The sequence below is a fragment of the Streptomyces sp. NPDC006610 genome (assembly GCF_040611575.1).
In the GTDB taxonomy this organism is placed as follows: Bacteria; Actinomycetota; Actinomycetes; order Streptomycetales; family Streptomycetaceae; genus Streptomyces.
Window position 1 is genome coordinate 1 of record NZ_JBEXOP010000011.1, and the last position, 12,697, is coordinate 12,697.

The following is a 12,697-nucleotide window of genomic DNA, read 5'->3' on the forward strand; positions in this document are numbered from 1 at the left end:
GCCCGCGACAGCGGCGGCAACCTGTACCGCAACAGCGGTGACGGCAAGGGCTCGTTCGGCGGCCGAGTGAAGATCGCGACGGGCTGGAGCGGCTATAAGTCGGTGTCCTGACGCCTGCCACGGACACGAGGAAGGCGCCCGGGGTCTGGTACTCCGGGCGCCTTCGGTCGTTCAGGCGAGCACGGCTTCCTCCAGGAAGGAGGGCGGGGCGACTGGACACAGTGCTCGAGGCACGCGGAATCCCCTCTCCGACGACGTCCGCGAACGCATCACGACCTGCACCGACGCCGATGTCCTCGACCACTGGCTCCGCCGCGTCAGCGCCGTCACCCGCGCCGAAGACCTCTTCCCGGAGCCAGACCCCGACCCTGCCGCGCACTGAGCGCCTGTGCCGAGTGCCGCCTGGGCAGCGGGACGCGAAGGCGCCCGGAGCCCTCCTCGGGCTCCGGGCGCCTTGAAGGTCAGCGCGGATGGTTACTTCGGCTGCGGCTTGCGCACCGACAGGTGCAGTTCCCTCAGCCGGGCCTCCTCCAGCTCCGTCGGCGCGCCCATCATCAGGTCCTGGGCGTTGCCGTTGAGCGGGAAGGCGATGGTTTCGCGGATGTTCGGCTCGTCGGCCAGGAGCATCACGATGCGGTCGACGCCGGGGGCGATGCCACCGTGCGGCGGGGCGCCGAAGCGCAGCGCGCGGAGCATGCCGGCGAACTCGCGCTCGACGGTCTCGCTGTCGTAGCCGGCGATGGTGAAGGCCTTGATCATGATGTCCGGCTCGTGGTTCCGGATCGCGCCGGAGGACAGTTCGACGCCGTTGCAGACGATGTCGTACTGCCAGGCCAGGACGTCCAGCGGGTCCTGGCTCTCCAGGGCCTCCATGCCGCCCTGGGGCATCGAGAACGGGTTGTGCGAGAAGTCGATCTTCCCGGTCTCCTCGTCCTTCTCGTACATCGGGAAGTCGACGATCCAGCAGAACCGGAAGACGTTCTCCTCGAAGTGCCCGGCGCGCTTGGCGGCCTCGACCCGCACCGCGCCCATGATCTTCGAGACCTCGTCGAACTCGCCCGCGCCGAAGAACACGGCGTGACCGGCCTCCAGACCGAGCCGCTCGGTGAGGACCTTGACGTTCTCCTCGGTGAGGAACTTGGCGATCGGGCCGGACAGCGTCCCGTCCTCGCCGACGCGCACCCAGGCCAGGCCCTTGGCGCCCTGGGAGACGGCGTAGTCGCCGAGCTGGTCGAAGAACTTGCGGGGCTGGTCCTGGACCGCGGGCACCGGCAGCGCGCGGACGTGCTTGCCGGCGAACGCCTTGAACTCCGAGCCCTCGAAGACGTCGGTGATGTCCACCAGCTCCAGCCGGGCGCGCAGGTCCGGCTTGTCGGAGCCGTACTTCAGCATCGACTCGCGGAACGGGATGCGCGGGAAGGGGGAGGTCACCTCACGGCCGTTGCCGAACTCGGTGAACAGCTCCGTCATCAGCTTCTCGATCGGCTGGAAGACGTCCTCCTGCTCGACGAAGCTCATCTCGACGTCGAGCTGGTAGAACTCGCCCGGCGAGCGGTCGGCGCGGGCGTCCTCGTCGCGGAAGCAGGGCGCGATCTGGAAGTAGCGGTCGAAGCCGGAGATCATCAGCAGCTGCTTGAACTGCTGCGGCGCCTGCGGGAGGGCGTAGAACCTGCCCGGGTGCAGACGGGACGGGACGACGAAGTCGCGAGCGCCCTCGGGGGAGGTGGCCGTGAGGATCGGCGTCGCCATCTCGTTGAAGCCGAGGGCGACCATCTTCTGCCGGATCGCCGCGATGACGGCCGTACGCAGCATGATGTTGCGGTGCATGCGCTCGCGACGCAGGTCCAGGAAGCGGTACTCCAGACGCCGCTCCTCGTTGACCCCGTCCTCGGTGTTGATCGTGAACGGCAGCGGCTGGGCGGCGCCGAGCAGCTCCACCTCGCCGACCTCGACCTCGATCTCGCCGGTCGGCAGGTCCGGGTTGACGTTCTCGGCGCCACGCGAGACGACCTTGCCGTCGACGCGGACCGTGGACTCCTTGGAGACCTTGTCCAGAGCCTCGTAGGCGGGCGTGCCGGGACGGGCCACGAGCTGCGTGATGCCGTAGTGGTCGCGCAGATCGACGAAGAGGATGCCGCCCAGGTCGCGCCGATTGTGCAGCCAGCCGCTCAGCCGGACGTCGGTGCCGACGTCAGAGGCGCGGAGCTCGCCGCAGGTGTGGGACCTGTACCGATGCATCGTCGTTTCATCCAGTCTTCGCGGATCGGGCGTCGTGGGTCGTGTTTCACGTGAAACACGGTCCAGGGTACCGGGCGACCCATGATCGCCTCCCCTCCATTGCCCCGCCCGGCCATCGGGATCAGTGGCACGGTTCGATCCCGTGTTCCTACAGTGGGGCAATGCGCACTGGTGAGCCCCTGCCCTCCGTGGGGGACGTCCTCGCTTCCCTCGCGACCGGTCTGTGGCACTGGGACACCGCCAAGGGACTGGTCACCGTCGACGCCGAGGCGGCGCGGCTGCTCGGGCTGCCCGCCGAGGAGACCGTCCTCACCGAGGCCCAGGCGCGGGCCCGGCTGCACCCCGTCGACTGGAACGAGATCACCGGCGTCGTCCAGCTCGCCGTGGCCGAGGAGACCCTCGCCGAGGTGCGCATCCGGATCATGGACGACCAGGGGCGCCAGCTGCGCGTCGTCCGCAGCCGCTCCAAGCCCTCCTTCGACCCCGTGCGCAAGGCCTACGAGCTGATCGGCACCCTCCAGGAGGTCACCGACCCCTCGCCGGGTACCCCGGCGGGGCGGCGCGCGGTCACCGGGGACTGGCGGCGCTCCCGGGAGGCGTTCCTGCTGGACGCGGGCCGGGCGCTGGCCGAGGCTCGGTCCACGGAGGAGGTACTGCGCGTCGCCGCGGGGCTGTCGATGCCCGGGTTCACCCCGGACGGGCTGGCGGTCTTCGGCGTGGAGGGCGAACGGCTGACGGTCATCGGCCACCACGGGCAGAACTCCGGCGACGAGGACCCCTTCACCCAGATGGCGCTGACGACGGACTACCCGGCCGCCGAGGTCGTCCGCACGGGGCGGGCGGTGTACCTGTCCTCGCCGGAGCAGTACAAGGCCCGCTACCCGCTGACCTGGCCGCTCGCCGAGCGGTTCGGCCGGCAGTCCTGGGCGTTCCTGCCACTGGCGGTCGCCGGACGGACGATGGGCGCGTGGATGGCCGCCTTCAGCTATCCGGTCGCCTTCACCCCGGACGAGCGGTCGGTGCTGACGACCGTGGCGCGCATGCTCGCGCAGGCCCTGACGCGGGCCGGTACCGCCGAGAGCGAGCGGGAGCTGACCGACGGGCTCCAGCGCTCCATGCTGCCCACGCTGGGTCCCAAGATCCCCGGCATGAGCATCGCCGCCCGCTACATCCCCACCGGCGGCGGGCTCCAGGTCGGCGGCGACTGGTACGACATGATCCCGCTGCCCGGCTCGGGACGGTTCGCACTGGTCATCGGCGACGTCCAGGGGCATGACGTGCGGGCGGCCGGGCTGATGGGCCAGCTGCGGATAGCGCTGCGCGCCTACGCCTCGGAGGGCCACCGGCCGGATGCCGTGCTGAGCCGGGCCTCCCGCTTCCTGCACGGCATCTCCGCCCCGGACGACGGCCCCGCCGACGCGCGCTTCGCCACCTGCCTCTACGTCGAGGCGGACCCCGCGACCGGGGTGCTGGACATAGCCCGTGCCGGGCATCCGGACCCGGTGATCCGCATGGCCGACGGCACTGTGCTCCGGCAGCCGACCGCGGGCGGCCTGCCGCTCGGCATCGACCCGGACGCCGACTACCCCACGACCCGGCACGTCCTCGAACCCGGCGAGACGATGCTGCTGTGCACGGACGGCCTGATCGAGACCGGCGGCCACGACCTCGACAGCGGCTGGCAGCGCATCCGGCCGGTCCTGGAGGCCCGCGAGGGCGGCCTGGAGGAGCTGGCCGACGCCCTGGTGCAGGCCGTGCACGGACCGTCCTCCCACCACACCACGGGCCGGCTCGCCGACCGGCGGGAGGACGACATCGCCGTACTGCTGCTGTGCCGGCACGGCGGCGGATGCGGCTGCGGGGAACCGGTGACCGAGCGGCCGACGGTGCGCCGGACCATGCTGACGGTGGCGCAGGCCGAGCCGGAACGGGTCGCGGTGGCCCGGCAGCAGCTGCGGGACCTGCTGCACGACTGGACGTCGGAGGACCAGGTCGACTCCGCCGTCCTGCTGCTGTCGGAGACGCTGACCAACGTGCTGGTGCACACCGACACCGACGCGCTGCTCACCGCGGAGGTGGGGGGCCGGGCGCCGCGGCGGCGGATCCGGGTGGAGGTCGCCGACACCAGCGACGACCTGCCGCACAAGCGCCGACCCGGCGAACTGGCGTCCTCGGGGCGCGGGCTGATGCTCATCGAGATGCTGGCCGACTCGTGGGGCGTCGACCCGCGGGGCGAGGGGAAAAGCATCTGGTTCGAGTTCTGGGAGGGCGCGGAGGGCGGGGAGGCCGGGGAGGACTCCCGGGACGAGTAGGCCCGGGTCCCGATCGCCCGCTCGTCCATGTCGAAGCGACGTGCGTCCTCTTCTGGACCAGCCCTCCGCCGTGTGCCTGCGACCTGTTGGTCATCGGGCGGCGCGGGCGGTCCCGTCCGCCCCCGGACGGGACCGCCCGCTTGCGGCTGACGGGCCCTACAGCCCGCCCTCCGACATCCCGTGCACCGCCGGGATCGTCCCCAGCCGGCCCTTCTGGAAGTCCTCGAACGCCTGCTGGAGTTCCTCGCGGGTGTTCATGACGAACGGGCCGTAGTGGGCCATGGGCTCGCGGATGGGCTGTCCGCCGAGGAGGACGACCTCCAGGTCCGGCGTGTGGGAGTCCTGCTTCTCGTCCGCGCGGACGGTCAGCGAACCGCCGGCGCCGAAGACCGCGGTCTGCCCCCTGTGGATCGGACGGCGTTCGGCGCCGACCGAGCCCCGGCCCGCCAGCACGTATGCCAGGCCGTTGAAGTCCTCCCGCCACGGCAGGGTGACCTCCGCGCCCGGCGCGACCGTGGCGTGGATCATCGAGATCGGGGTGTGCGTGATGCCGGGGCCGGCGTGGCCGTCCAGCTCGCCCGCGATGACGCGCAGCAGCGCTCCGCCGTCGGGCGTGGTCAGCAGTTGAACGCTGCCGCCGCGGATGTCCTGGTAGCGCGGGGCCATCATCTTGTCCTTGGCCGGGAGGTTCACCCACAGCTGGAGGCCGTGGAAGAGACCGCCGGACATGACCAGGTGCTCCGGCGGGGCCTCGATGTGGAGGAGGCCCGCGCCCGCGGTCATCCACTGGGTGTCCCCGTTGGTGATGGTGCCGCCGCCGCCGTTGGAGTCCTGGTGGTCGAAGACGCCGTCGATGATGTAGGTGACCGTCTCGAAGCCGCGGTGGGGGTGCCAGGGGGTGCCCTTGGGCTCTCCGGGCGCGTACTCCACCTCTCCCATCTGGTCCATCATGATGAACGGGTCGAGGTGGCGGTAGTTGATCCCCGCGAACGCCCGGCGCACCGGGAAGCCCTCGCCCTCGAAACCGCTGGGCGCGGTCGTGACGGTGAGCACGGGGCGGGCCACGGCTCCGGCGGGCGCGGTCACACGGGGAAGCGTCAGCGGGTTCTCGACGGTCACGGCGGGCATGTCGACCTCCTTGGGCGGCGTACGGACCACTTTAGTTGAGCATTGAACTTCCTGCCACCCTCAACCGCGGCGCCTTGGCGGGCATTCCCCTCACTCCGGCGGCGTGCCCGGCAGCGCGGCGACCGTCCGGCCCGTCGCCGCCAAGCCGCACAGCAGCCCGCCGGATTCGCTCTCGCCCCTGACGATCAGCAGGAGCAGGACGGTCGGGTACACGGCGACCAGGGCGCCACCGGGTGCTCGGTCTTGAGGCGCAGCCTCCGCACCCGCTCGACGGCCACCGCCGGCCGGGGACCGGCGGCGTCCCGGTCGGGCGGCCGGCGCCGCACCGCCCCGGCGAACGCGGCCACGGCCGGGGCGCCGGCCGCGGCGATCCGGGGCGGCGGGTCCGGGGCGACGACCGTGAGGATCAGGGTCCGGCCTCCGCGACCGCCCGCCTCGACGCGTTCGACCGCCGCCACGGGGATGCGGTGGCGCAGCCCGCGGCGCTCCGGCGGAGCCTCCCCGGCACACAGCCGGGCCGTCGCCCCGAGCCGGTCGGCCGGCACGAGGGGTGAGGTGCGGTCGTTCTCGGGCGACGTCACGCGGGAACTGCAGCGAGCACGTCACGCGGGAACCCTAGGGAGCGCGGGGGCGGGCGCGCAGGCGTTCGATCAGGGTCGGCCGACGGGGCCCCGTCGGCCGGTGCGGCCGGGCGCGTTCAGCCGTACATCCGGCGCATCGCGAAATCGACCATCTGCTCGACGGCCTTCGCGTCGAACACCATCCGGTGCTCGCCCTCCATGTCCAGGACGAAGCCGTAGCCGGTCGGGAGCAGGTCGATCACCTCGGCGCCGGTGATGACGAAGTACTTGGACTCCTTGCCCGCGTAGCGGCGCAGCTCCTTCAGCGAGGTGAACATGGGGATCACCGGCTGCTGGGTGTTGTGCAGGGCGAGGAAGCCGGGGTTGTCGCCGCGCGGGCAGTAAACCTTGGAGGTGGCGAAGACCTGCTGGAAGTCCTCCGCCGCCATCTGGCCGGTCGTGAAGGCGCGCACCGCGTCCGCGAGGGAGGGCGGGGACGGCTCGGGGTAGAGCGGCGGCTGCTGGCCGTACCCGCCCGGCATCTGCTGCTGCGGCGGGACGTAACCCTGCTGAGCCCCTACGTTCTGGTCGTAGCCGTACATGCCCCACAGACTACTGACACCCCGAGAGGGCTGGGTCACAGATGTCCGGATCGGGGTTGCTTCTTATTACCGACGGGTAGCATCATCGTAGCTACTTGTTGGTACGCGAAATCAGCTGCGAGGAGTCAGTGCCTCGCCGATACCTCTCTTTCTACGGAGCCGTCGCCATGGGGCACTACAAGTCGAATCTCCGCGACATCGAGTTCAACCTCTTCGAAGTCCTCGGGCGGGACAAGCTGTACGGCACCGGCCCGTTCGCGGAGATGGACGTCGACACCGCCAAGAGCATCCTCGACGAGCTGACCCGGCTCTCGGAGAACGAGCTGGCGGAATCCTTCGCCGACGCGGACCGCAACCCGCCCGTCTTCGACCCGCAGACCCACACCGCCCCGGTGCCGGCGTCCTTCAAGAAGAGCTACCAGGCCTTCATGGACTCCGAGTACTGGCGTCTGGGCCTGCCCGAGGAGATCGGCGGCACCACCTCGCCGCGCTCCCTGATCTGGGCGTACGCGGAGCTGATCCTCGGCGCGAACCCGGCCGTGTGGATGTACTCCTCCGGCCCGGCCTTCGCGGGCATCCTCTTCGACGAGGGCAACGACGTGCAGAAGCACATCGCGAAGATCGCCGTGGAGAAGCAGTGGGGCTCCACGATGGTCCTCACCGAGCCGGACGCCGGCTCGGACGTGGGCGCCGGCCGCACCAAGGCCGTGCAGCAGGAGGACGGCTCCTGGCACATCGAGGGCGTGAAGCGCTTCATCACGTCCGGCGAGCACGACATGTCGGAGAACATCCTCCACTACGTCCTCGCCCGCCCCGAGGGCGCCGGCCCCGGCACCAAGGGCCTGTCCCTCTTCCTCGTCCCGAAGTACCTCTTCGACTTCGAGACCGGCGAGCTGGGCGAGCGCAACGGCGTCTACGCCACCAACGTCGAGCACAAGATGGGCCTGAAGGCCTCCAACACCTGCGAGATGACCTTCGGCGACCAGCACCCCGCCAAGGGCTGGCTGATCGGCGACAAGCACGACGGCATCCGCCAGATGTTCCGCATCATCGAGTTCGCCCGCATGATGGTCGGAACGAAGGCGATCTCCACCCTGTCGACGGGCTACCTCAACGCGCTGGAGTACGCCAAGGAGCGCGTCCAGGGCCCCGACCTGGCGAACTTCATGGACAAGACCGCGCCCAAGGTCACCATCACCCACCACCCCGACGTGCGCCGCTCGCTCATGACGCAGAAGGCGTACGCGGAGGGCATGCGCGCCCTGGTGATGTACACCGCCGCCGTCCAGGACGAGATCCAGGTCAAGGAGGCCGCCGGCGAGGACGCGTCTGCCGAGCACGCCCTGAACGACCTGCTCCTGCCGATCGTCAAGGGCTACGGCTCCGAGAAGGCCTACGAGCAGCTCGCCCAGTCGCTGCAGACCTTCGGCGGCTCCGGCTTCCTCCAGGAGTACCCGATCGAGCAGTACATCCGGGACTCCAAGATCGACACCCTGTACGAGGGCACCACGGCGATCCAGGGCCAGGACTTCTTCTTCCGGAAGATCGTCCGCAACCAGGGCGCGGCCCTGAACTCCCTCGCCGAGGACATCAAGAAGTTCCTCGCCCTCGGCACCGGCGGCGAGCAGCTGGCCGGCGCCCGCGAGCACCTCGCCAAGGCCGCCGTCGAGCTGGAGGCGATCGTCGGCCTGATGCTGACCGACCTCGCCGCCACCGAGCAGGACGTCAAGAACATCTACAAGGTGGGCCTGAACACCACCCGCCTGCTGATGGCCTCCGGCGACGTGATCGTCGGCTACCTGCTCCTCAAGGGCGCCGCCGTCGCGGCCGAGAAGCTGGAGTCGGCCTCCGCCAAGGACGTCCCCTTCTACACCGGCAAGATCGCCGCGGCGAAGTTCTTCGCGGCGAACGTCCTGCCGGGCGTCACCCTGGCCCGCAAGGTCGCCGAGGGCGTCGACCTGGACCTGATGGAGCTGGACGAGGCCGCGTTCTAGTTCCGCCGCCTTTCCCCGGCCGCCTTTTTCCTCGCCGTCCTTTTCCTCCCGAAGGCCCGCTCGCCTAGCCGCGAGCGGGCCTTCGGCCGTCGTTAAGGTGAACCCATGAGCGAACCCTCACGCTTCGACCGCGGCCACACGGACGACCTGATGTCCTTCCTGACGGCGAGCCCCACGCCGTACCACGCCGTGGCGAACGCCGCCCAGCGACTGGAGAAGGCCGGCTTCAAACAGGTCGCCGAGACGGACGCCTGGGACGGGACGAGCGGCGGCAAGTACGTGCTGCGGGGCGGCGCGCTGGTGGCGTGGTACGTCCCCGAGGGCGCCGCAGCCCACACCCCGTTCCGCATCATCGGCGCCCACACCGACTCCCCCAACCTGCGCGTCAAGCCGCTGCCCGACACCGGGGCGCACGGCTGGCGCCAGGTCGCCGTGGAGATCTACGGCGGACCCCTGCTGAACTCCTGGCTCGACCGCGACCTGGGCCTCGCCGGCCGGCTCTCCCTGCGCGACGGCACCACCCGGCTGGTCAACGTCGACCGCCCGCTGCTGCGCGTGCCGCAGCTCGCCATCCACCTGGACCGCGCGGTCTCCACGGACGGCCTCAAACTCGACAAGCAGCGCCACCTCCAGCCCGTATGGGGCCTCGGCAACGACGTCCGCGACGGCGACCTGATCTCCTTCCTGGAGGAGTACGCCGGACTGGGCGCCGGCGAGGTCACCGGCTGGGACCTGATGGTCCACTCCGTGGAGCCCGCCGCCTACCTGGGCCGCGACCAGGAACTGGTGGCCGGCCCGCGGATGGACAACCTGCTCTCCGTGCACGCCGGCGTCGCCGCCCTCACCGCGGTCGCCGCGGCGGGCGACCTGCCGTACATCCCCGTCGTCGCCGCCTTCGACCACGAGGAGAACGGCTCGCAGTCCGACACCGGCGCCGACGGACCGCTGCTCGGCGGCGTGCTGGAGCGCTCGGTGTTCACGCGCGGCGGGTCGTACGAGGACCGGGCGCGCGCCTTCGCCGGGACCGTCTGCCTGTCCTCCGACACCGGGCACGCCGTGCACCCCAACTACGCCGAACGGCACGACCCGACGCACCACCCGCGCGTCAACGGCGGCCCGATCCTCAAGGTCAACGTCAACAACCGCTACGCCACGGACGGTTCGGGCCGGGCGGTGTGGGCGGCGGCCTGCGAGCGGGCGGACGTGCCGTTCCAGTCGTTCGTCTCCAACAACTCCATGCCCTGCGGCACCACCATCGGGCCGATCACCGCGGCCCGGCACGGCATCAAGACCGTCGACATCGGCGTGGCGATCCTGTCGATGCACAGCGCACGGGAGTTGTGCGGCGCGGACGACCCGTTCCTGCTGGCGAACTCGCTCGTGGCCTTTCTGCGCGGGTAGTTGACCGGGAGTCGGCGACGCCGGCCGATCGATTCGAGGTAATCGACCGCGGGTGGTTGACAATTGCCGAGGACTGCCTCCCGGAAGCCGGGGTACCCGATCCGCACCGGAATCGCCGGAACGCCCGGCATCACCGGACCGGAAGAGGGAGGCAAACTCATGGGCCTCGGCGGGTGCATCATCCTCATCGCCGTGGGAGCCATCCTCACGTTCGCGACCGACTGGGACATGCAGGGTGTCAACCTCGACCTGGTCGGCGTGATCCTGATGATCGTCGGACTGATCGGCGTCACGACCTTCAGCAGCATCGCCCGGCGCAGGCGCGTGGTCGTGCCGCCCGCGTCGCCGGTCGTCGAGGACGCTCCCCACACCCACCGCCGCGACGGCTACAGCGACGGGTACGGCGTCTGAGCCCGATCCGACAGCCGGATCCGGCAGCCTGGCCGGCCGCGGCGGGGGCCTAAACGGCGAACGGCCGAAGCGGCGAACGCCTCGGCCCGTCGGACCGCCAGGGACGCGGCGGACGCTCCGCCCCTCGCGGCGGCGGGCGACGCGTCCGCCGCCTCGGCGCCCCCGCGGCGGCGGACGCGGCTCAGGCGTCCAGGCCGGCCAGGACGAGGGGCAGGCGGTCCGCGCCGTCCTCGGTCAGGCGGACCGGGACGCCCCAGTCCTGCTGGTGCACATGGCAGGCCGGGTACTCGTTGGCCGGGTCGTCGTCGCAGGACGCGGCCATCGCGGAGACGTGCAGGACTCCTTCCACGACGGCGGCGTTGAGTTCCAGGGCGCGGGACAGGTCCGTTCCCGCGCCTTCGCCGTGCAGCAGCAGCTCGGGGGGCGTGGCCGAGACCAGCAGCCGGGTGGACGGCCCGTACCGGGTGTCCAGCTTCTGCCCGGCCGGCGCCTGGAAGATCACGTCCAGCTCCAGCCGTCCCGGCACCACCTCGGTCGCCGCGCGCCGCGTGCGGTGGGCGACCGCCTCGACGCGCACCGCCTCCTCGGGCAGCCGCAGGCGGGTGAGCCGGTGCCGGGCGGACTCCACGACCACGATGTCGTCGCCGGCCAGCACGGCGTCGCTCGGCTCGCGCAGGTCGGTGGCCAGCGTGGTGACGTCTCCGGTCACGGGGTCGTAGCGGCGCAGGGCGTGGTTGTAGGTGTCGCTGATCGCCACCGAGCCGTCCGGGAGCGCGGTGACGCCCAACGGGTGCTGGAGCAGGGCCTGTCCGGCGGCGCCGTCGCGGTGCCCGAAGTCGAACAGGCCGGTGCCGACGGCCGTGTGAACGACGCCGTCCACGTCCACCCACCGCAGCGCCGACGTCTCCGAGTCGGCCAGCCACAGCCGCTCCTCCGTCGCCGCCAGCCCCGAGGGCTGCGCGAACCACGCCTGGGCGGCGGGCCCATCGACCAGCCCCTCGTTGGTGGTGCCGGCCGCGACGCCGACCGTGCCCTCGGCCGGGTCGTACGTCCACAGCTGGTGCACGCCCGCCATCGCGATCCACACCTTGCCCCGCCACCAGGCGACGTCCCACGGCGAGGAGAGGTCGACCTCGCGGGCCGGGCCCGAGGCGGGCGAGCCCTGCCACCACTGCCGGCCGGTGCCCGCGAGGGTGGTGACCTCGCCGGTGTCCGGATCCAGCCGGCGCAGGGCGTGGTTGACGGTGTCGGCGACGGCCACGGAACCGTCGCCGAGCAGCGCGAGCCCTTGCGGCTCGTTGAACGCGGCCCGGTCCGCGGCGCCGTCGGCGAAGCCGCGCTCCCCGGACCCGATCCGCCGCACCACCGTCTCGCCGTCGGCCGCCAGCTCCACCAGCTGATGCCGGGTCGTGTCGCTGACCAGGAAGGTCCCGCCGGGCAGCAGCAGCGCCTTGCCCGGGAAGCGCAGCACCGTGGGCTCCGGCTCGGGCGCGACGTACGGGCCGTCGCCGCGCCGCAGCGTGCCCTTCGCGGCGTGCTCCGCCTCCAGCTCCGTCACCAGCCGCTCAATGGCGTGCACATGCCCCTCACCGGCGTGCTGGGCGACGACGTACCCCTCCGGGTCGATCACCACCAGCGTGGGCCAGGCCCGTACCGCGTACTGCTTCCAGGTCGCCAGCTCGGGGTCGTCCAGCACCGGGTGCTCCACCCCGTACCGCTCGACGGCGTCGACGACCGCCGCGTGCTCGGCCTCGTGCACGAACTTCGGCGAGTGGACGCCGATCACCACGAGGGTGTCCCGGTGCTTCTCCTCCAGCTCGCGCAGCTCGTCGATGACGTGCAGGCAGTTCACACAGCAGAACGTCCAGAAGTCCAGCAGCACGATCCGCCCCCGCAGGTCGGCGAGGGTGTACTGCTTCCCGCCCGTGTTCAGCCAGCCGCCCCTGCCGGTCAGCTCGGGGGCGCGGACGCGGGCGCGGCGGGCGGTCGGGGCCGGGGTCTTGGCCGGGGTCGGATCCGGGGTCGGGGCCGGGGACGAGTCGCTCATGGAT

10 protein-coding genes are annotated in these 12,697 nt (G+C 71.5%); 4 read left to right on the forward strand and 6 right to left on the reverse strand.

The features are described from left to right. Window positions 1-474 precede the first annotated feature (474 nt). Window positions 475-2,238 carry an aspartate--tRNA ligase gene (gene aspS, locus ABZY13_RS11265; protein ID WP_356629197.1) on the reverse strand — a complete coding sequence of 588 codons (1,764 nt, stop codon included), beginning with the start codon at window positions 2,236-2,238 and terminating at the stop codon, window positions 475-477. 161 nt (window positions 2,239-2,399) lie between these two features. Between aspS and ABZY13_RS11270 the strand changes: the two genes are divergently transcribed. Further along, on the forward strand, window positions 2,400-4,550 hold the full coding sequence (locus ABZY13_RS11270) for a SpoIIE family protein phosphatase (protein ID WP_356629199.1): 2,151 nt from the start codon (window positions 2,400-2,402) through the stop codon (window positions 4,548-4,550). A 156-nt stretch (window positions 4,551-4,706) separates the two neighbouring features. Here the strand turns inward: ABZY13_RS11270 and ABZY13_RS11275 are convergent, their stop codons facing one another. The 4 genes from ABZY13_RS11275 to ABZY13_RS11290 all read right to left on the reverse strand — a co-directional run bounded on the left by ABZY13_RS11275 (window position 4,707) and on the right by ABZY13_RS11290 (window position 6,840). Further along, entirely contained in the window at window positions 4,707-5,678 is a 972-nt protein-coding gene (locus tag ABZY13_RS11275; protein WP_356629201.1) for a pirin family protein, read from the reverse strand. Between the two features lie 90 nt (window positions 5,679-5,768). Continuing rightward, window positions 5,769-5,891 (reverse strand): hypothetical protein, encoded by a 123-nt coding sequence (locus ABZY13_RS11280; protein WP_356629203.1) that lies wholly within the window; start codon window positions 5,889-5,891, stop codon window positions 5,769-5,771. Next, on the reverse strand, window positions 5,864-6,259 hold the full coding sequence (locus ABZY13_RS11285) for a hypothetical protein (protein WP_356629205.1): 396 nt from the start codon (window positions 6,257-6,259) through the stop codon (window positions 5,864-5,866). The genes ABZY13_RS11280 and ABZY13_RS11285 overlap by 28 nt, the downstream gene beginning before the upstream one ends. 116 nt (window positions 6,260-6,375) lie before the next feature. Continuing rightward, window positions 6,376-6,840, reverse strand: coding sequence for an SseB family protein (locus ABZY13_RS11290; protein WP_356629207.1), 465 nt, complete (start codon window positions 6,838-6,840; stop codon window positions 6,376-6,378). 167 nt (window positions 6,841-7,007) lie between these two features. On the opposite strand from ABZY13_RS11290, the gene ABZY13_RS11295 reads away from it, so the two are divergent. The 3 genes from ABZY13_RS11295 (at window position 7,008) to ABZY13_RS11305 (ending at window position 10,646) form a co-directional block, all read left to right on the forward strand. Continuing rightward, window positions 7,008-8,834, forward strand: a complete 1,827-nt coding sequence (locus tag ABZY13_RS11295) for an acyl-CoA dehydrogenase (protein WP_356629209.1) — start codon at window positions 7,008-7,010, stop codon at window positions 8,832-8,834. A gap of 105 nt (window positions 8,835-8,939) precedes the next feature. Beyond that, window positions 8,940-10,235 (forward strand): M18 family aminopeptidase, encoded by a 1,296-nt coding sequence (locus ABZY13_RS11300; protein ID WP_356629211.1) that lies wholly within the window; start codon window positions 8,940-8,942, stop codon window positions 10,233-10,235. A 159-nt stretch (window positions 10,236-10,394) separates the two neighbouring features. Next, entirely contained in the window at window positions 10,395-10,646 is a 252-nt protein-coding gene (locus ABZY13_RS11305) for a DUF6458 family protein (RefSeq protein WP_356629213.1), read from the forward strand. Between the two features lie 181 nt (window positions 10,647-10,827). Here ABZY13_RS11305 and ABZY13_RS11310 read toward each other — a convergent pair whose 3' ends face one another. Next, window positions 10,828-12,693 (reverse strand): NHL domain-containing thioredoxin family protein, encoded by a 1,866-nt coding sequence (locus ABZY13_RS11310; RefSeq protein WP_356629215.1) that lies wholly within the window; start codon window positions 12,691-12,693, stop codon window positions 10,828-10,830. Between the last annotated feature and the right edge of the window lie 4 nt (window positions 12,694-12,697).